The organism is Cupriavidus sp. D39, assembly GCF_026627925.1.
GTDB classification, from domain to species: Bacteria; Pseudomonadota; Gammaproteobacteria; order Burkholderiales; family Burkholderiaceae; genus Cupriavidus; species Cupriavidus ulmosensis.
This window is the reverse complement of record NZ_JAPNLE010000006.1, coordinates 290,984-309,493: the sequence shown is the minus strand read 5'-3', so window position 1 is coordinate 309,493 and position 18,510 is coordinate 290,984. Positions and strand designations below refer to the sequence as shown.

The following is an 18,510-nucleotide window of genomic DNA, read 5'->3' as shown; positions in this document are numbered from 1 at the left end:
GCGCCGCCGCCCTCCCCTGCCAGCCGGCTGCTTACCAGTGCTAGCGCCCTGCCTGCTTTCTCGTTGCCCGCGTGCGCGCGGCCTTGCGGGCCGCTTCGGAACGGCCAGCCGCCCCCTTGGTGATGGCGGCCTTCTTGGCGGACGCTGAACGATCCGCCGCAGTGCGTGTGCTTGCCGCTCGCTTGGACTGAGCGGACAGCGCCTGACGCGAAGCACCGGCTGTGCCCTCCCGCTTGAGTGCCTCAAGCGCAGCGCGGGCGCGCGTAGCCTTGCTTTCTGAACTAGCCCGTCGCGGCGTCGCTTTGTCGTCGCCACCCATGGCGGCGGACTTGGCAGGCATTGACTTAGTGCCCGCGGACTTGGTCCCCGCCCTTGTAGCGTCCTTCTTCGGCGGCACATCAACGCCGGCGCGGCGTGCCTCCGACAAACCGATCGCGATGGCCTGCTTGGCCGAGCGCACGCCGTGCTTACCCCGGCGCACGGCTTCGATCTCGTCGTGAACGAAATGGCCGGCCTGGGTGGTCGGCGCCTTGCCCGCCCGCTTATCTGCCCTGGCTTGCGCTATGCTCGATGCCCTTGGCATGGTCGTCTCCATGACTGCCCGCGGTCATCCGGCATGGGCCATGGCAGATGCGATGTCCGCGGCGCTGATCGGGCCCGCCATCTGCCGGCGGGCTAAAGAAGTCCGACGCAAATGCCGTTCCAGGCTTGCCGCCTGTGCGGCAACCGCCACTCACGGAGGAGACCGTAGTGCCTCCGCGTGCGAAATCTGCACACCCTACGACGAATCTACAAAGTGCTTGCCCGCTCACCCTTGCCTTGCTTGGTGATCTGGTCGAACTGCCTTGACCGCGACATCTGCCCACGGCCGGTGGCCCCTGGGCAGGACGCCGCGCTTGGTGGAAACCGCCATTGCCGCAGGTGCTGGCAAAGAGATTTCCGCAGCCCAGGCTAGCAGGGATCTGCTCCAAGCGTGGCGGAATTTATTTTAATAGCTGCGCCGGATGACTGCTGCCTCGTCTTCCCAGTCGCGCCACTCGACTTTGTGCTGCGCCAGGTAGGCGTCCACTGCCACGCCGATGGTAGGGAAGAGGTGATTGGCGTCGAGCGCGGGAACCAGGCCGTAGCGCTTCAGCCGGTCCTTGACAGGGTCTTTCATTTCGGCGAAGCACAGCTCAATGCCGCATTCGCTCAATGCCTTGTGCAACTCCGCCAACGTCTCCGCGGCGGTGACGGACATCGGTGATGGGCTCCGCGGCGATCACGACCCACCGCGTGGGAGTCGAGGCCTGGCTCACCGCGCGCAGCACGTGGTCGCGGAATATCTCCGCGTTGGCGAAGAACAGCGGTGCGTCCCAGCGGAACAGGATCAGCCCCGGAATGCAGCGTGCTTCCGGGTGCCGGACGATATCGTGGTAACCCTTGAGGCCGTCGACGCGGCCCAGCACGGCATCGTAGGGCCGCCAGGCTCGCCAAATGAACGCCAGCAGGGCGAGGGCCACCGCGATGAAGATGCCCTGGATCACGCCGAGCAGTGCGACGCCCGCAAAGCAGGTCATCGACTGGGCGAACTCGCTGGGGCGCAGGCGCAGCAAACGCGCCACGCTCCGTATCTCGAACAGGCCGAGACAAGCCGCGACAACCACGGCGCCCAGCGCCGCATTGGGCAAGGTGCGAAAGAGCGCGGGGGCGAACAGCAGCAGCATGGCAACGCTCAGCGCGGCAATCACGCTGGTGAGCTGCGTCCGCGCGCCGGCGGCTTCGGCAACCGGGGTGCGCGACGAACTGCTCGTCACGGGGAAACCCTGCAGCAGGCCCGCAGCCAAATTGGCAGCGCCCAGGGCGATCAGTTCCTGGTTGCGGTTCACCGCGTATTGCCCGCGTGCGGCGAAAATCCGCGACAGCACGCTGATATCGGCCAGCGAGATCAGCGCCACCGCTACCGCGCCGGGCAGCAGAGCGCGCAGGTCAGCGAGCGACACAGCGGGCATGCGCGGCACCGGCAGCCCTTGCGGCAGGGAGCCGATGACCGGGACACCCGCCCGCCGGTCCAGGTCGAGCAGCGCCACGGCCACGGTGGCGCCCGCCACCGCGACCAGGATGCCGGGCACGCGCGGCAGCCAGCGCTTGCAACCGAGGATGAGCAGCAAGCAGGCCGCGCCGATGCCGAGCGCGACCGGGTTCACGTCGCCGTGCATCAGGCCCTGGAAGAGGCCCGAGGCTTCCGGCAACAGGTTGTCTCCGCTCACCTGGAAGCCGAGCAGCTTCGGCGCTTGGCCGATCAGCACCGTGAGCGCGACGCCATTCACATAGCCCTGGCGGATCGGCTTGGATAGCAGGTCGGTGACAAAGCCAAGGCGGAACAGTCCTACCCCGATGCACAGCGCGCCCGACAGGATCGCAAGCATGCCGGCGAGCATCGCCGCCCGCTCGGGGTGGGCGCCAGCCAACGGCAGCACGATGGAGGCGATCAACGCCGCCAGCGCGGAGTCGGGGCCAAGGACGAGAATGCGGCTAGGCCCGAACGCGGCGTAGGCGACGAGAGCCGCGATGCTGGCGTAGAGCCCGGTGATGGCGGGCAAATGCGCCGCCTCGGCGTAACCCATGCCGGCCGGAATCATTACCGCCGTAAGCGCGAGCCCGGCGAACAGATCCTTCGCCAGCCAGGCTCTTTCATAGTGGCGCAGCGTCGCAAGGGCTGGGACCAGGCGCAGCAGGTAACCTTCCAACCCTGAGGCAGCCGGTGTGGAACGATTGGGGAGCCAGTTCATATCCCTGCTTTGTTCGAAGGCGCCGGTCCACATTCTAGCGCCTGGCAAAACGAAGAGGCTTACAAGCAAGCCGCGTAACGGCTAGATCCGACTTGGGGCGGATCCGAGTGTCCGCAGCGACCCACTGAACTTCGCCGGTGAAGGGGTGTTTCTTTCGATTACGCTCTTGTGCTGCTCCGGGAAGGCGGTTGGTCTTCTGGTTGATATTGGAGAAAGGGGAGGCTTATCCCGTCGCGCGGTGGACAAATTTTGTCCCACCCTTGGCACGCCATCAGGCGGACCAGGGCTCGAACTTGGCTTTCGTCTCTGGCACCGGGGCGCCTCGTGGTCACCAGGCGCCGCGTCGCGGTGGCTTCCACCTGCGCGCGCTCGCCCCCCGCAGCGCCACCTCGAGTTCGGCCGGTAGGCGCATCCGCACCATCTGCCCCTCTGCCAGTTCCTGCTGCGTCGCCGCCAGTTGCAGGCTGAGCATGCCGCGCTCAGCCCGCAGCCGTGCCCGCTCCTCCGCACCGGCCACGGCGGCGTCCTCGCCTGCACCGCCGCCAGCTGAGTGAACCTCAGGCTACGCGCTTGCGGCGCAACATGTCGCTCCCTTCGCCGGCCGGTGGGAGATCTTCAGTTGAATCGCTGCTCCGGCGAATTCAACTTGAGGCCATATTGCGCATCCCACCAAGCGAATTCGGTCTGTTGGAGGGGTAACGCTAACGAATTTCGCCGCATAACTCTTAAGTTAGACTCCAGATCCGGATCGACGGACCTGGGGTCTTGATATTAGGAGGCAATGTCGCCACTGGCTTCGAAGCCAGTGGCTTTGCGTACGGTGCTCCGGCGCGGTCGATGGCGACCTCGCGCCTAGTTATTCAACTCGACAATGGCAATGCTCCGCGCAATGCTAGTCGGTCGGAATTTTAAGTGTCCTCCACCCGCCGAATCTTCGCATGAGCGCTTTGGATAGCCTTACTTCCTCAGGCATACATTCAAGCTCTGTAAACGAAAAATCGCAGTGATGACGGACGCCGAGATGGCCAGCGATGATGAGTACCGCTTTGGTACAACCATCTGCGCGAGCGCGCGTCAGTACGCTGCCGATAAGGTGAGTCGCGATTTGATGGTCGCGATACTCTTGGAGCACACCGATCGATCGGACGACGACCGTCTCTCCATATTGCTCAGAACAAGCGCAACCTACTACGCGCTCGCCCAATACAGCGATATGAAAGACGCACAGTGCCTGGTCGACGACGTCGCTAGGCAATCCACAACATTCGAGGACATCTGCAATGGCGGGCCAATCAGTTTGTCCTGCTGCCCTGATCTGCACGTTTCTCATCATTCCCGGCATCTCCTCGTGTCATATTGCGAGCTGAAGACGGAAAACACTAAAAAATGCGATTCTCCCAGATTGCGGGCTCCAGGCTAACACTCCGCCAAGCTATTGGATAGCGGGAAAGCCCGGATACCCCGGGGACAACGTACTGCCTTCGATGCCGAGAGTCGGTTTTGGCGCCAACCCTTCAATTCGTTATGGGACCCGGGGCCGCGGTTGACGTTGTCGGTACAACTTGTCCGGCACAGCTATCCCTGGTCGTGGTGTGATGAGACGAGCGACCCAGCAGAACCTCAAACGTGGCCGGCGAAGCTCCCTCCCCTCGGAGCGAGCCGAAGCGGTGCGCATAGCGAACCAACGGAAGGTTCAATAAACCCACAGCAGCAATACCACCGAGCCGGCGCTCCCATAGGCATTGGCCACGCCGGTCTTTTCGATATAGAGGCCGCTAGCCGCGAGAACGAGAACGCAGCGTGAAAAAATCTCGTCTAGGGTGCGCTATGGCGTTGACTGAAGTCGACCGCCCAAGTCATCATTGCGCAAAACCTGCTTTACCTGATCGAATAGGCCTTTTGCGCGTTGCCTCCTCCCTTGCTAGCATGCACAATACTTCATCTCGCGATATGCGTGCCGCTTTCGCCAGAATCAGGGCGTTCATAAAGCCTGGGAGGTTCAGTCCGAGTTTGTACTTGTTCAGAAGTGTCTGAGAGATCCCCATGTCGAGGGCGGCTTTGTTCACAGATCGCCCACCAAGTGCTCTCTCTATGAATTCTTTATAAGTCATAGTTACTCCAATTGACGGAATTGCCCCTTGTAGCCAATGCGCGTAAGGCCGATCTATGGCCTTCCCCGCGTCGCATGCTTTTTGAAACTACCGCTCTCATTCAGTGGTCACGATGGAGGAGACATTGGATTGCCGCACCTCGGCGAGTGTGCCGTCGCCTGACCCGCCAGTATCACCCTGTCTTCAAATGCCGGCGGGCGGGCCTGCTGGGAGCGGCTCACTCTCCAGTCTCGCTTTGTGAGGCACTAGGCCCCGCCTTGGCTTCTAGTAGCACTATCAATCAAACTGTCCGAACTCGCATCGCCGTCCCTCCATTTTTCATTAGGCTCTCCATTGCCAAGCGTTAGTGGCAACGTGTCGCTGCGGTGGGCGTAGTACTTCTTGGCCAGAGAGGTGATCAGGCCCATATTGATGGCTATCAGTACCAATCCAGTCAAATTTGATATCCCCAATTTACGCATCAGACTGCCGCGATATTTTTCGATCGTTTTGGGACTGAGATTCAAATATTGCCCAACCTGCCGATTGGAGCGACCTTCGGCGACCAACTTCAGTACACTTCGCTCCCGTGCGGAAAGAATATCCAAGGCATTTTTTTCGGCTGAAGCTTCATGGCCACTTACAAACGATTCGACCAAATGTCCATATATTTCTGAACTTAGATGCTTCTTCCCTTGCATCACAGCGCCCATCGCCGCAACAAGCTCTTCAAATACGGCGTCTTTCAGTACATAGCCATCGATGCCCGCACGCAGCGCCTCCCGGACGTATTCATCGCCTTGATGAACAGTGAGTGCAATGATGCGAATGCCTGGCGTGCGGCGCTTTATCGCGGCGATTGCCTCGATGGCAGCCATACCAGGCATCGACAACTCCGTCAATACTAGATCCGGGCGCAGCGAGATAGCAAGTTGACACGCTTCCCGCCCGTCCTTGGCTTCGCCTACGACGTTGTACTCCGCCAAGCCGGCTATCATCGAGCGCAAGCCTGATCGCAAGAGATGATGGTCGTCAACAATCAATACGTTGCATTTTATATTCATTTTAATTTTCCTCCCTTCCAACGTGCCATCTCAACTACGGTTGCATTTCTAGCCTATCCGTTAAAATACATGCTTGATTTGCGGATCAATGTACTGACTCCGCTCGGAAGTCGCCCGTAATGCCGGCTTTTTTAAAGATGTAAGGATTCTTGGTCCGCAATCTGCGAATACGCGACCGAAAGTCGCAGCTACGTTATGCGAATGCTATGGCGGCGGATGATGCGCAGTCCACGCATGTCGTTCTTTTCAAGATGCCCCCTTTCGGTCTTATAATCCTACGAAGAATGTGCACTGAAATGTACCAACCAGAAGGATGAAATGCATTGTCCATGAGTCATTCGTGCGAAGTTAACCATCTCTACACGCAAGCGCGATATATATGCATTATAGTAAATACATTAATTATCCACGGGGGAACTGCGCCTCCACTCGCCCTTCTGACGCTGCGTGCGCTCCTAGTCGATCTCACGCAGCGCTCGGTGACGGCGGCCCGTTCGTGCGCTGCCGCGACCTGCGCGCGCGTGCGTTCCAGCTCGGTCGAGAATTGGGTACGCAGCTCCTGCAACTGCCGCTCCAACGCCTCGGTCTGGTGTGTTGCCTCCTCCTGACGCGCTTGCTTGGTCCCGTAGGCTTGGCGCTCGACCCTGGTAGCGCCGCCCGCTTGCTACGCTGCATCGTCTTGACTACGTGCGCCTTTGCTGGACCGGAAATCCGGAATCAGCTGGATTGCTTCACAACTGATCGCCGGCCAATCCTGCCATCGGATCTCCGGAGAGCAATCGGGACCCGCGCTTGTTGACGGGGCTGCGGCCGCGCTGCGCTCGTTGGAAGACCAAGGCAGGCAAGTCACGCTTCCTATCTTCGCTTTATCTGTAAATCGAGGTAAGCGATGCGATCAGTCCGCCTGCCCGATGTTTGCGGTATGCCATCCCTCATACTCACGCAGGTCCTGCGGCGTTACGCCGAATGCGCGACGAAACGCCCGCGTGAAATCCGACGCGCTCTTGAATCCCACTGAATAAGCGACATCCTTCACCGCAATCCCGGGGAATCGGACGATGTCGTTCGCTGCGGCGCGTAGACGCTTATGGCGAATATAGGCCGCGAGCCCACCTTCATGCTGAAAGAGTCGGTACGTCTGCGCCGTGCCTCATCAGATCGGATTCCCGCCGGAAGCCCGTTGTTCGAAAGTGGGGCTGCAGATCGCATGGCGATCTGTCCGCGAAGGCGGACGGCTGCGGATGGCCGGTCAGCGACCTCCGTCGGTCGCTCCTTGATTGGCGCTTCCCGACTGATAGGAGCCATCTGGCCTTGACCGCGACGCTACCTGGCTGGCAGCTGGCCCACAGCCGGTGGCCCCTGGGCAGGACGCCACGCTTGGGGAAGCCGGCATTGCCGGAGGTGCTGGCAAAGAGATTCCGCAGCCCCCGCGCTAGCGCGGATCAGCCTTCTGCCGTTATTTGTCGTGTCGCGGCGATGTAACCAAAGCCCTTTGTTGGGGCTGCCCGCACATCCGACCAATACGGCCGTTAGAATCGAAAAGTAGCCCTTGTCGATTCCCTCTTCTATTGAAGGATTTTAGTGAGCCTCAAAAATCCCAATGCCAAGCGCCAACCGAATAGCACGCAAGCGCCAAGCGATGGCCCATTGGATGATCGCCACCGATTGACCCGTCCCATGCAAATCAGTGCAGTGCTGCTCGATCTCGCTTGGCTGAAGTGCGTTGTTCGACTAAGCGCGCGCGACAGCTACAAGATTGCCACCACCTTGCTGAAGGTTGACCCCGTATCCTGTACCTTCATCTTCGACGGATGCCGCACGGATGCCGAGCGGGATTTGCTGCTGACATCGGACCAGATTGCCGTCTCCGCTGTGCTGCGCGATGTCAGGATTGACTTCGTCATCGGCAGACCATCCCTGATCAAGTATCAGGGCGGCCCGGCCTGCGCCGCAACCTTTCCATCTCAGCTCTATCATTTCGAGCGCCGCCGCCAGCCCCGCGCACGACCGCACGCCGCTATGGGCTACCGCTCTGAGCTTCATACGCCCGACGACCACCTTCTGACGCTGGATATCGCCGACCTCTCCCTGTCCGGTGTGGGCCTTCGCTCCAAGGGTATGTGTACGGACCGGTTACCGATGGGAACGATCTTGCAGAAGTGCAGGCTCGACTTTCGCAACCAGGGCGAACTGGAATTTGACCTCCAGGTAGTCGGGCACGGGCTAGCCTGGGAAGGCCAGCGTGCCATGCATCACATCGGCTGCACCTTTGTCGCGCTCGCGCCCGGTCAGCAGACCTTCCTCCAGCGCTTGGTCTACCACATCGAACTGGCGGGCCGCGAATGACCAGAATGCGCGCCAATCCGGCTCTATTGCATGTTCCCGATCCGACGCTTACCAAGTGCGGACTTTCTTTCGTTCGCCGGCGACCTTGACATTGGTCATTCGTTTAGTCCCGTCGGCCTACAGCGAGTGGCTACCTGTGACCCACACCGGCCTCTACCCCTGCCACTAGCGCTTCGTGCCGGCGGCGGGCGGGCTTTTCCTCGCAATTAAGCCCGGTAGGTCGGCGGATGCAAAGTATGGCGGCGCCGATACCGCCGCCCCGGGCGCACCACCGCAGCGTAGCTGCGCTTTGAAAAATTCGCAGGGATTTTGTAGTCTTAATGCCAAGCAGGCTTGGTATCCTGAAGCAGGTTTGTTCCGAGGGGCCGAGGCTCGATGGAGCTCGGCGACAGGCCCGGTTTTGTGCGCGGCCAATCGGGCCGGTGACGGGGGACGAATGGCGGATAGCAGCAAACCATCTGCAACAGCAGAGCCGACGGGTACTGCGGCCCGGTGGCCGGCTGCCTTGCTGGTGGGCCTAGCGGCTGCCGCTTTGAGCGCTCGCGCGCAGACACCGTCGCCGCTGGCCGAGTGGCAATATTCGGCCGGGGTGCCGCTGGAGAAACTGTTCGGGGCCAAGGTGCCCGACTGGCAGGTCGAGGTCGGAGCCGCCGCCAGCCTGCGACCGTACTACGAAGGTACCGAGCGCTATCACGTGCTCGCGGGCCCTAGCTTCGATATCCGCTACCGCGACCTGTTCTTTGTTTCTACCGGCGAGGGCATCGGCGTAAACCTGCTGCGGGCGGACCACTGGCGTGCGGGGGTGGCGATAGGCTACAACCTGGGCCGGCGCATGGCCGACGATCCCGGCCGTCTCAACGGACTCGGCAACATCAATTTTGCGGTGGAGACCAAGCTCTTTGGCGAGTATGTGGTGTCGGCGTCATTCCCCTTGGTGGTGCGCATCGATGTGCGGCGCAGCCTGGGCGGCACCGACGGCTGGATCGGCGATATCGGCGCCTACCTGCCGCTGCCCGGCAGCTCGGAGCGCTTTTTCTGGTTTGCCGGCCCTACCGTCACCTTCGGTGATGCGCGCTACATGAGCCGGTGGTTCGGCGTCACCTCGGCTCAGGCGACGCGCTCGGGCTATCCGCAATACAAGGCCGATGCGGGCCTCAAGTCATACGGCGCGGGCATCTCCGCGATCTGGTTCTTTCGCGAGCATTGGTTCGTCACCGGCGACGTCGCAGTCGGACAACTCGCCGGTTCGGCGGCGCACAGTCCGATCACGCAGAAGGCGACCAATACGGTCGTCGATCTTTCGCTGCACTACCAATACTGATGTTCTCTTGGCACCCTCGCTGCACCACTACACTACCGCGACGAGCCGCCAGCCAGCATCGTGAGCCACGCCGGCGCCAACGCGAAGGGAGCGGCCCGAGGGCATCAACCTGACTTCCGGGGCCGCTACGGTGCGTATATATGCATTTTACCTCTGCATAGCGGCTATGGGATGCCGCGCCTGCGCCGCGGGTAAAGGGCCGCCGAGTAGCTAACATTGCTTTTCGCGATGTGGGATAGCTTCATCCTTTCGGATGCTATTCCGTGCCTCGCAATTTCTCTAGATTCTCATGACGGGCAGACAACGCGACTGCCCGGCCTTCACGGTGCCCGCCACTCCCTCAACCCCGGTGCTGGCTTTTTTGCCCGGGCGTCGCTTGTCGGACGGCGCCCTATGGCGGAGCCAGTAAGGCCGTCTAACACTGAAGGGAAGCACCTTCATGAGACAGCCATGACCACTCATGCCAATGTCCACGTCGTTCCACAGGGCAACGGCAGGAACGTTAAGCGCGAGGGCGCCACGCGCGCCAGCTCGCATCACAAGCTCCAGACAGAGGCTGTCGCCGTCGCCAAGGCGCTTGCCCAGTACGACAAGGTGGCGCTAATGGTGCATGGCCTGGACGGCAAGATCCGACTGCGCAACAACTACGGCAACGATCCGCGCGACGTCAAAGGCTGATGTCGTGACCACCCCGAAAGCGCGGCTGTCCCATTTTGTCGTCCTGTATTGGGTGCCGACCGGCTGCGTGATCGTCGAGGTCACTGGTCCGGTTGTGTTTCAGCTCGGCCCGTTTCCGGAGGAGGGGCAGCCGCAGGCGCTGGCCATGCGCCTGTTTCCGGAAGCGCCGGTGATCTTGCTGCCGCCGCAAGTTCCGCGCTGTGTTGCCAGATCAGGACTCGTTCGGTTCGCGACCCGGCTGCAAACCGAAATTTCTATTCCGAGGCATTGGGACTGTTGTTCAAGGAAGATACCAACGGCTATCTGCATACGGGCGGGCTGGATGGCGTGAGGCATTTTGCCCTGTGACCGTTGGCGCAGGAGTCCTGTTTTGGCACGGATCATTGCAAGAGACCGCGCTATATCTCAGCGCACGTCATATTGGCACGGTGGGTCCGGCGCGGATTCGAGCGGCGGGTGGATTGCGCGGCTTGGCGTACGAATGCACAGGACCTTCGTGCGCGAGGACACACGCAAGCTGCAGCCCTATGCACTGTCAACTGGTGGCACACCAGCACCGAGAGTAGAATCTCGTTCAACCAGTTTCCGCTTAGCAGCCGGCCTGTATCCGGTGAATTGGTATGAGCTCAAGCTTGGGTCAATGCGGATCTGGGCAAGCGCTGGTCGGGATGGGCCAACGTCTCCGGCGCATGGGGTGAACAGAGCTTCGATCAGTACGCGTTGCGCGTCGGTGTGAAAGATTGCTGGTGAGCGAAAGTGAACCACTTGGATACTGTTGGCCTGCTGGCGAGAAATTGCCGCTCGTGCTGTCACAGGAGACGGACTTGTGAAGCGAACGACTAACGCCCGCTGCGCCGCAGCAAGATTGCCACTTGGCATGCTCAACCACGGAGTACCGCTCATGCGACATCACCTTGGGGTCAGCGTGGGTCAATGGGATGGCCGGCGTCACCGGTTGCATCTCGCGCTTTGCGTGGCGTTGCTGATGGGCATCGCCCATGCGGCCCACGCCCAGGAGTTTTACGTACTTGGCGGGCTGCAGCAGACGCCGTCGCTGGGAGAGAAAACCTATGGCTACACCTACGAGTACGCCCATAACCTGACCGACAACGTCTACGCCTCCTTCTCTTACCTGAACGAAGGGCACGTCACCAACCATCATCGCGACGGACATAGCGCGCAGTTGTGGGGACGGTTGCTGTCGACGGACCGGCGCTTTGCCTTCTCGCTTGGGGTCGGTCCATATCGCTATTTCGATACCACGGTGAGAACGGCCGAAGGCGGCGTGAATGACCAGCATGGCTGGGGAATCCTCATCAGCGCGGCGGCCAACTGGTACATCAACGGCGGTCCGTGGATCGTGCAGGCGCGATACAACCGGGCGCAGGCATTTGGCAGCATCGACACCAACACCTTCCTGATCGGCGTGGGCTATCAGCTTGATCGAGGGAGCAGGGGTGGCCCGGTGGTGCCACCGCCTTCGTACACTCGCAACACCACCAACAACGAGCTCACGGTCTTCGCCGGCACCACCATCATCAACAACTTCGATTCACCCAGCGGTACCGCTTTCGCGGTGGAGTACCGGCGCGGCATTCTGCCCTACGTAGACCTCACAGCGACCTATCTGAACGAGGGTGATGCCCGGGTTGTGCGCCGGCAGGGTGTTGCAGCGCAGGCGTGGCTGGTGCGGCCGTTCTTCAATGACCATCTGACGCTCGGGATCGGACTGGGGCCCTATATGGCGCGCGACCGGGATGAGGGCGGTGGCATCACGCACACGCTCGGCCTGTTCACCATGTCGGCGAGCTATCGCATCAGCCCGTCCTGGACCACGCGCTTTTCCTGGCATCGCACCGTCACGACCAATAGCCGCGATTCCGATGTGATGGTGCTCGGTCTAGGTTACCGGTTCTAAAGTGCCGACGGAGCGGTTCCGCAGAGGTTAGGAGGTAGCGCCCGGCCCGATCATATCGGAGCAATATGTATGCACCAGTTGCCAATGGTCCCCGCCGTATCCGTCTTGTATATGGGGCCTCAGCGCTTACCCTGCCCCACCACCCTAAAAGATCCGTAGGGAGCCACGCGCGCCTCTCACTAAAGGGAACGACACGAAGCCTCTCCCGAACAGTTCTCTTGAAGTCTTCCGTTTTCATTGCGACTCCAGTGATCTCGGACGGACGTCCGAGATCACTGGATTTTACGCGCATCCCGCTCCACTGACCTTCTTCCTAGATAGTGCCGATGGCCGAGAGATTGACACCTTTTTGCGGGCACACGCGCCATCTCATGCCCGCTAGCGCTACGAGCAGCGGCTGCGAGACTACAGGTGATTTCGCGCACAGTACAGCAGCCCGCTCAATCTTTGCATCGTGGAAACGGACGCCGCCGAGCTATAGGCTCAACGGGGTCGAACCAGTGCGTCAGCCTCAGCCGCTGTGGCTTCCGCATGAGACTTATGGCCAAGAGGCACACCGCCCCGCCGGGCAATGGCAAGCTCGGGAATCCGCACTACATCTCACGCAAGGAGAACCTATCGTCGACGTCCTGCGGGAAGCGCCCTCAGCCAAGCTACCGGCCGCGGAAATGAAGGAGCGGCACGAGAACCTCGAGGCTGGGATCGTGGCCTGAGGCTCCGCGCCGCTCAGGTGAGTCTGTCGTGCCGGGTATCCCCCGGGCGGGGCGGTTGTGGACTAGCGCGGTAGCACCTTCAGTTTGTCGGTCACTGAACTCACGCCCTCAACGCTACGCGTGGCATCGACTGCGAGCTGGTGCTGTTCCTTCGTCGGCACCGAGCCGCTCAGGTCGACTGTGCCGTCCTTGGTCTTCACGTGAATGCCCGTGGACCTCAGGTCCTTGGTGGCAAGCAGCTTGGTCTTCACCTTGGTTGTAATGGCGCTGTCGCTGACGGATTGTGTGGCCTTGTCGGTCATTTCCGTGGTGGCCGCAGGCTGCTGGTCGCGGTCACCCTCGGCGCGTGCCGGCACGCCAGGGACCAAGACGGGTGGCACAGCCAGGGTGGTGTCGGCGGCCACGCGCATGAAGCCGCCTGTATCGAGCGCAAACGCGCCGCCGGTAGCTGCCGCCAGCGCAGCGGCGACACAAGTCATGCGCAGGGTACGTGCAGGAATTTTCATCGCTCTCTCCTGATAGTGTGGTCGAGTACGCCATGAGCCGCCATACGAGTTGAAACCATGAGTTTTTGTGAACCGCATGAACGTGAACCGCAAGAAGCGTACCTGCCGACAGGGCGCGAAGCAGCAGTGAACTGCCGATGTCGCGCCCTCGCTACGCTGCGATGTGTGTAATTCGGAGCAGGAGTTTGTAATTCCGACCAGCGCACGAACGAAGCCAACGCCGCTTCTGCACGCCGGCATGTGCTATCCGAGGCATCCAGGCTGGCACTCCGATTGCAGTTACGGTGAGCAAGTCCGCCGCGTCATGGAGACAGCAGCAATGGGATAGCAGCAAGGTGGCGGCCAGATGGGCAACCAGGACAAGGGTCAGGGCCAGCATCAACAGCAGGACCGCAGTGGCTCGCAACAGGTGGCCAACATGGGCCATCAAGGGGGCCAATGGCGAGCCGGGGTGCTGCAGGTTCTTATCTGCGTCCAGAGCCCAAATGAACCAGCATCCACAACCTACACGTATGCCAGCACTGGGCCGCACGCAGGTATTCCGTCGTGGGCATGTGGGTGCTGCGCGCCGGATAGGCGAGTTGCCGGGCGCTATACAGGTCGGCAAAGCTCACCGGTAGACGCACGCGCGAGCGGATGGTCGCGATGAACCACCTGCGTGAGAATCACGCTTACCCAGTGTTGTGCGAAGCCCAGTTCGGGCCAAGCCGGGCTGCGAGAACGCGAACCCAGCGCCGCTTCGCGGCCTTCCCGGCAGGCCAGTCAATGCGCTGACAACTTGGCGAGGGCGCGATGACACGCTTAAAGCGGCCCACCCTCCCCGATCCAGTATGGCGTCCGGTTGCAGCGTGGAGTCCCACTGCGGATCGGCCGCCGCGATTGAGTTCATTCATGTTCGTCTCCTAGGTCGTGCCGGAATGCGTGCTGCGAACATGCCAAGGCCGCGTTATTGATGGCCGCGCTTCAGCGGCCTCCCGGCCGAGGGAGGAATTACAAGGCCGGTAATTTCTATGCCGTGCGCGAGAGGCAAAGCTGCTGGATTCGCCACGCGGGCTTGGCTCTGATCGCATCACGGTTGCTGCGCTGCTCCCCGCGGACTACCCGATCGGCGATGCCTTACGGACAGAGCGCGTTCCACCTGGGTAATGGCATTCATGGCATGAAACATGCGCTGTGCTTGTGCCTGGCTTGCGCCGACGAGGGGCAGGCGCACGACCCACCGGTACCTCGCGCCGTGCCCGGCGCGCGCGATGACCTCATGCCGAACGACCGATTTTCAGGAGCACAACGAATGGAAACCCAAGGCAATACCCAATCCTCCGTCCAGAACGATTCGCCGGGTATAGCCGGCAAGCTCGGCACGGCAACCACAAACATCCTGGACGCTGCCAAGGACGCCGGCAAACAGGTCGGCGCAGTCGCACGCAGCGAAGCCTACGGCCTGAAGCGGGAGCTCGACGACCTGATCAGCCGCATTCCCACCCTGTCCGGGGCTGCGCTGGACGAGGCCAAGGAAGAGTTTCTGAGCAAGATGAACGCGACCAGGGATGCCGCAAGGGGCATCTCGGAAAATGTGCGCCAGCAAATCTCCCGGCGAGCCGAGGACACCGCCACCTATGTCAAGGAGCAGCCGCTCCGGTCCATGGGCATGGCGGTCGGGGTCGGCATTATCCTGGGCCTGTTGATGGCCAACCGGGGTGGCGGCCGGGGCTCGGACTGAAGAGAGACTGAATCGCAGACCAGGCCCGACCGCCTTGCGCGCCGGCACCCTGGTTTCGCGATCGCGCTCTGTCGCGACCGCCACCGCCCTGGTGCGAAGGATTGCCTCCGCGCATCCATCCTGATTGGCCCGAGCAGCAGGACGCAAATTCCAGGCGGCAATTCGGAACCTTCGATGCGGGAATCGGCAGGCCGCCCTACACTAAGCCCGCGCCCCCTGCACCGCCCGCATTCCCTCACGCCGACGCCCGTATTCCATCTGATGCCGTTCCGTCGCGCAGGCTGGTTGCTATTCCCGTCGGTCTATGAGCGGGTGCATTGTGGCTCTCAGACCTGACGCACCTTGGCGTTGCGGTCGAGGCATATCGCGCCTCTATTGAACAAGCGAAACACAATCTCGTTGTCTGCCGGAATTGGCCCACGGTGAAGCAATTGGGGGGATAAGCCGTTATCCAGGTGCGATCGACCTCGCCAGCAACATGCTTTTCACCATAGCTGGCCGATCATTTGGTATCGACCGCGGTTGATGGTGAAGAAGCGATCGAAAGCGCGGCGAAGCTCCAGCTGGACGTCGTCCTGCTCGCTTTACGGCCTGCTGCGGAAGGGCAGCATGGGCACGCCGACCCAGTTGCCCACACAGTTCTGGCAGGACCTGTGCAGCAAGATGCGCGTAACTCCTGGAAAGCACAACAGTCTAGCGCCGATGTCGCGCGGCGGCGCAAGGTCAAGGTTGGCGCTCTTGGGCGGGATGCCGCGCTCGATGTGTCGGAATTGTCTTACGCGGCTTTCGGAGCCCAACTTGCGGGCGCGGTGCGTGCGTAATCTGTACACACGATGTGGGCAAATGCGGGCGCCCGAAGCAGTCGCCGACAGCGAGACCGCCCTCCACAGTATTTCGCGATTGAAAAGGAGCTCGATATGGTGAAGTCATGGCTGACCGCAGCAGTGTGTTCGATGATGTTTGCCGGCCCTGCCGCCTTCACGCTGGCGCATGCCGCGCCGGCAGGATCCAAAGCGGACTATGACGCGGCCGTCAAAACCGCCAACGCCAACTATAAGGCTGCGCGCGCCCAGTGCGACAGCCTCAAGGGCAATGCGAAAGACGTCTGCGTGAAGGAAGCCAAGCGCGATGAGGAAGTGGCCAAGGCCAACGCCGAAGCCACGCTCGACGGCACCGCCAAGGCACGCGCCAAGGCGGACAAGGTCAAGGCCGATGCCGACTACAGCGTGGCCAAGGAGAAGTGCGAGGACCTCAAGGGCAATGACAAGGATGTGTGCGTGAAGGAAGCCAAGGCTGCCCACGAGCAAGCCCTGGGTTCGGCCAAGGTCGAGAAGGCTGCCGCCACCGGTACCAGCACCGACGTGGCTGAAGCGCGCGCCGATGCCAGGAAGGAAAGCGTGGACGCGGCCTACAAGGCCGACAAGGAAAAGTGCGATGCCATGTCCGGCGATGCCAAGGACAAGTGCGTGGCCAACGTCAAGGCCAAGTACGCCAAGTAAGTCACCCCTTTTGCGACACGTGAGCAGCCCGCCCCAGGCGGGCTGACGGCAAACACAATCAAGGAGCCGACATGAATTGGGATCAGATCGAAGGAAAGTGGGACCAGGTCAAAGGCAAGGTCAAGGAAAAGTGGGGCCAGCTCACCGACGACGACCTCACCCAGATCCGGGGCAAGCGCGATCAGCTTGCCGGCCGCATCCAGGAGCGCTATGGCTATACCAAGGAGCGCGCGGAAGAGGAATTGAAGACGTGGGAGCGCGACATACGCTGGTAAAACAGAAGGCTATGATGAAAGTCGGGGGCGATGGGCATTTCGCCTCTGGCAGTTCCCGGCCAAGGGTCTCAATCTAGTACAGCGCCTTTAGCACTCGAGCGCTGGGCGGTCCCGACGAATGGGGCCAGGAATGGGGCGAGGACTGGCGCGGCAGCATATGGCGCCTGCGATGACGGCCGTTCGGCCCATCCCTATAGCAGTGGCTATGGCCGCTACGATCCGTCCGGCGGTGAGGAACGCGACGGCATCTACGGCGCGCTGGAACCCCAGCGTTACCAGCAAGGCGGGCCCGCCCTCCGATGGCGGGAACAGGAAGCGCGCGACCGTTCGCGCCGCGGCGGCGAGCCCAGCTATGGCGGCGGCTACTTTGGCAGCAGCGAACGCGGCGGCCAGTCTTATAGCGGCGCCCAGCGCCTCTACCCGGGCGATCCGGGCTACCGCAGCCGTTTTAGCGAGGGCTACAACCAAGGCGAGCGGCAACCATCCGGCATGCGCGATCGCGGCTACGACCCTGGCGCGGGGACGAGCGGCGCGGCGCGTCCCGAGGTAGCACCTAGCCGGCGCAAGGGCCCCAAGGGCTATACGCGGTCTGACGAGCGCATCCGCGACGACGTGTGCGAGCGCCTCGCCAACACCGACGGAATCGATGTCAGCGAGGTCATGGTGGAGGTCAGCGGAGGAATTGTGACGCTCGTCGGCACCGTGCACGATCGCTACGAGAAATACAATATCGAGGAGGTCGCAGACATTCGGTGTGAAGGGAAGTGCACAACAATATCCGCGTCCCACGCCGGCTTTTCCATATCGCGCTTGGCGGCGCGCCGCTCGCCGTCAGTGCGGCTTGCATCTTGCGCAGCCCGCTCCGTTGCGGGCTTGCCATCGGCGCTACGCGGGGCGGCGCCGTATCCCCCACCGACTTGGGCCCACGCCGCGGCGCTCGTCATGAGCGCAATGACGGCGAGGCAGGTTAGCTTTTTCATGGCTGTCTCCTTCCTTCTATCGCGATCCGGCATGGGCAACATTGATTGTCATTCTAGGCGGCCCGGCCCCAGAAGTGGTCATGGGAAGATGGGCGCGAGGGAGCCCAATGTTGTCTTCGTCGCATTCAGCCCAGATTGAGATCCCTGCATGAAGAAAGTTCACCTCACCTGAAGCGGCCCCCCTGTACCGCACGTGGGTGCAGGCCGTGATTGTTACCCGGGAAATTGATGGATCTAGAAACGTTGGTTGGGCCTCCAGCGCGCAACGGTATGCTGCCTCGGCTTCGATGGGCTTCTCCGTTTCCAACTCGGCGCCGACGAGAAACCGCCTTCACTTCGTTCAGTTCCTGCCTCAACGGGAACACGCAAAGCTCGTATGCCTTGGCACATTGGCACCGGCCTCGACCACACGTTCATTTTTCGGATCTCTCGTGCAGGCGTCCCGTCCACCGTCCTGAACCTGGTCGACTGCCTGCGCGACTCTGGCGGGATCGAGAAGAACAGCCGTTCGCTGCGCCCCATGCTGCGCAGCCTGATGATCGCGCGTGCGATCACGGCCGAACTGGTGGCTCCAGGACAAGGGAGGGTTCTTTGCTGAGAAGACCAAAAAAGGCCGGCCCGCAGGACCA

General features: G+C 61.7%; 16 protein-coding genes and 4 pseudogenes. 11 read left to right on the top strand and 9 right to left on the bottom strand.

Annotated elements, in window-relative coordinates; genetic code table 11:
* Positions 1-40: 40 nt before the first annotated feature.
* The 7 genes and pseudogenes from OMK73_RS05600 to OMK73_RS05570 form a co-directional block, all read right to left on the bottom strand.
* Positions 41-583: a DUF6496 domain-containing protein gene (locus OMK73_RS05600; protein ID WP_267601116.1), complete on the bottom strand. Its 543-nt coding sequence runs from the start codon at positions 581-583 to the stop codon at positions 41-43.
* 405 nt (positions 584-988) lie between these two features.
* Positions 989-2,771, bottom strand: a pseudogene (locus OMK73_RS05595) (SulP family inorganic anion transporter).
* Positions 2,772-3,099: 328 nt separating this feature from the next.
* Positions 3,100-3,288: a hypothetical protein gene (locus OMK73_RS05590; RefSeq protein ID WP_267601115.1), complete on the bottom strand. Its 189-nt coding sequence runs from the start codon at positions 3,286-3,288 to the stop codon at positions 3,100-3,102.
* A gap of 375 nt (positions 3,289-3,663) precedes the next feature.
* Positions 3,664-4,101 carry a GNAT family N-acetyltransferase gene (locus tag OMK73_RS38855; RefSeq protein WP_420715479.1) on the bottom strand — a complete coding sequence of 146 codons (438 nt, stop codon included), beginning with the start codon at positions 4,099-4,101 and terminating at the stop codon, positions 3,664-3,666.
* Between the two features lie 529 nt (positions 4,102-4,630).
* On the bottom strand, positions 4,631-4,882 hold the full coding sequence (locus OMK73_RS05580) for a hypothetical protein (protein ID WP_267601113.1): 252 nt from the start codon (positions 4,880-4,882) through the stop codon (positions 4,631-4,633).
* A gap of 245 nt (positions 4,883-5,127) precedes the next feature.
* Positions 5,128-5,925 (bottom strand): response regulator, encoded by a 798-nt coding sequence (locus tag OMK73_RS05575; RefSeq protein ID WP_267601112.1) that lies wholly within the window; start codon positions 5,923-5,925, stop codon positions 5,128-5,130.
* A gap of 895 nt (positions 5,926-6,820) precedes the next feature.
* Positions 6,821-7,054, bottom strand: a pseudogene (locus OMK73_RS05570) (helix-turn-helix transcriptional regulator); the annotation flags it as partial.
* Between the two features lie 452 nt (positions 7,055-7,506).
* On the opposite strand from OMK73_RS05570, the gene OMK73_RS05565 reads away from it, so the two are divergent.
* The 5 genes from OMK73_RS05565 to OMK73_RS05545 all read left to right on the top strand — a co-directional run bounded on the left by OMK73_RS05565 (position 7,507) and on the right by OMK73_RS05545 (position 12,188).
* Entirely contained in the window at positions 7,507-8,271 is a 765-nt protein-coding gene (locus tag OMK73_RS05565; protein ID WP_420715464.1) for a flagellar brake protein, read from the top strand.
* Between the two features lie 511 nt (positions 8,272-8,782).
* Positions 8,783-9,592 (top strand): MipA/OmpV family protein, encoded by an 810-nt coding sequence (locus OMK73_RS05560; protein WP_420715478.1) that lies wholly within the window; start codon positions 8,783-8,785, stop codon positions 9,590-9,592.
* A gap of 450 nt (positions 9,593-10,042) precedes the next feature.
* Positions 10,043-10,270 carry a DUF2188 domain-containing protein gene (locus OMK73_RS05555; RefSeq protein ID WP_267601111.1) on the top strand — a complete coding sequence of 76 codons (228 nt, stop codon included), beginning with the start codon at positions 10,043-10,045 and terminating at the stop codon, positions 10,268-10,270.
* A gap of 4 nt (positions 10,271-10,274) precedes the next feature.
* Positions 10,275-10,601, top strand: a complete 327-nt coding sequence (locus OMK73_RS05550; RefSeq protein WP_267601110.1) for a hypothetical protein — start codon at positions 10,275-10,277, stop codon at positions 10,599-10,601.
* Positions 10,602-11,171: 570 nt separating this feature from the next.
* The gene (locus tag OMK73_RS05545; protein ID WP_267601109.1) at positions 11,172-12,188 is read left to right on the top strand and encodes a hypothetical protein; all 1,017 of its coding nucleotides are present in this window, start codon (positions 11,172-11,174) and stop codon (positions 12,186-12,188) included.
* Positions 12,189-12,963: 775 nt separating this feature from the next.
* Here the strand turns inward: OMK73_RS05545 and OMK73_RS05540 are convergent.
* Entirely contained in the window at positions 12,964-13,407 is a 444-nt protein-coding gene (locus OMK73_RS05540; RefSeq protein ID WP_267601108.1) for a BON domain-containing protein, read from the bottom strand.
* Between the two features lie 1,291 nt (positions 13,408-14,698).
* Between OMK73_RS05540 and OMK73_RS05535 the strand changes: the two genes are divergently transcribed.
* The 5 genes and pseudogenes from OMK73_RS05535 to OMK73_RS38130 all read left to right on the top strand — a co-directional run.
* On the top strand, positions 14,699-15,127 hold the full coding sequence (locus OMK73_RS05535; RefSeq protein ID WP_267601107.1) for a DUF883 family protein: 429 nt from the start codon (positions 14,699-14,701) through the stop codon (positions 15,125-15,127).
* A gap of 506 nt (positions 15,128-15,633) precedes the next feature.
* The gene (locus OMK73_RS05530) at positions 15,634-15,948 is read left to right on the top strand and encodes a hypothetical protein (RefSeq protein ID WP_267601106.1); all 315 of its coding nucleotides are present in this window, start codon (positions 15,634-15,636) and stop codon (positions 15,946-15,948) included.
* A 96-nt stretch (positions 15,949-16,044) separates the two neighbouring features.
* Entirely contained in the window at positions 16,045-16,626 is a 582-nt protein-coding gene (locus tag OMK73_RS05525; protein WP_267601105.1) for a hypothetical protein, read from the top strand.
* A 71-nt stretch (positions 16,627-16,697) separates the two neighbouring features.
* Positions 16,698-16,901: a CsbD family protein gene (locus tag OMK73_RS05520; protein WP_267601104.1), complete on the top strand. Its 204-nt coding sequence runs from the start codon at positions 16,698-16,700 to the stop codon at positions 16,899-16,901.
* A gap of 30 nt (positions 16,902-16,931) precedes the next feature.
* Positions 16,932-17,585, top strand: a pseudogene (locus OMK73_RS38130) (hypothetical protein); the annotation flags it as partial.
* 29 nt (positions 17,586-17,614) lie between these two features.
* Here the strand turns inward: OMK73_RS38130 and OMK73_RS05510 are convergent.
* A complete protein-coding gene (locus OMK73_RS05510; RefSeq protein WP_267601382.1) occupies positions 17,615-17,881 on the bottom strand; it encodes a hypothetical protein in 267 nt (88 codons plus the stop codon).
* Positions 17,882-18,257: 376 nt separating this feature from the next.
* Between OMK73_RS05510 and OMK73_RS05505 the strand changes: the two are divergent.
* A pseudogene (locus tag OMK73_RS05505) lies at positions 18,258-18,476 on the top strand (hypothetical protein); the annotation flags it as partial.
* Positions 18,477-18,510: the final 34 nt, after the last annotated feature.

Coding starts and splice junctions, on each gene's coding strand:
- OMK73_RS05600 (WP_267601116.1), bottom strand. CDS start 583: ATGCCAAGGGCATCGAGCATAGCGCAAGCCAGGGCAGATAAGCGGGCG.
- OMK73_RS38855 (WP_420715479.1), bottom strand. CDS start 4,101: ATGAGAAACGTGCAGATCAGGGCAGCAGGACAAACTGATTGGCCCGCC.
- OMK73_RS05580 (WP_267601113.1), bottom strand. CDS start 4,882: ATGACTTATAAAGAATTCATAGAGAGAGCACTTGGTGGGCGATCTGTG.
- OMK73_RS05575 (WP_267601112.1), bottom strand. CDS start 5,925: ATGAATATAAAATGCAACGTATTGATTGTTGACGACCATCATCTCTTG.
- OMK73_RS05555 (WP_267601111.1), top strand. CDS start 10,043: ATGACCACTCATGCCAATGTCCACGTCGTTCCACAGGGCAACGGCAGG.
- OMK73_RS05545 (WP_267601109.1), top strand. CDS start 11,172: ATGCGACATCACCTTGGGGTCAGCGTGGGTCAATGGGATGGCCGGCGT.
- OMK73_RS05540 (WP_267601108.1), bottom strand. CDS start 13,407: ATGAAAATTCCTGCACGTACCCTGCGCATGACTTGTGTCGCCGCTGCG.
- OMK73_RS05535 (WP_267601107.1), top strand. CDS start 14,699: ATGGAAACCCAAGGCAATACCCAATCCTCCGTCCAGAACGATTCGCCG.
- OMK73_RS05525 (WP_267601105.1), top strand. CDS start 16,045: ATGGTGAAGTCATGGCTGACCGCAGCAGTGTGTTCGATGATGTTTGCC.
- OMK73_RS05520 (WP_267601104.1), top strand. CDS start 16,698: ATGAATTGGGATCAGATCGAAGGAAAGTGGGACCAGGTCAAAGGCAAG.
- OMK73_RS05510 (WP_267601382.1), bottom strand. CDS start 17,881: ATGAAAAAGCTAACCTGCCTCGCCGTCATTGCGCTCATGACGAGCGCC.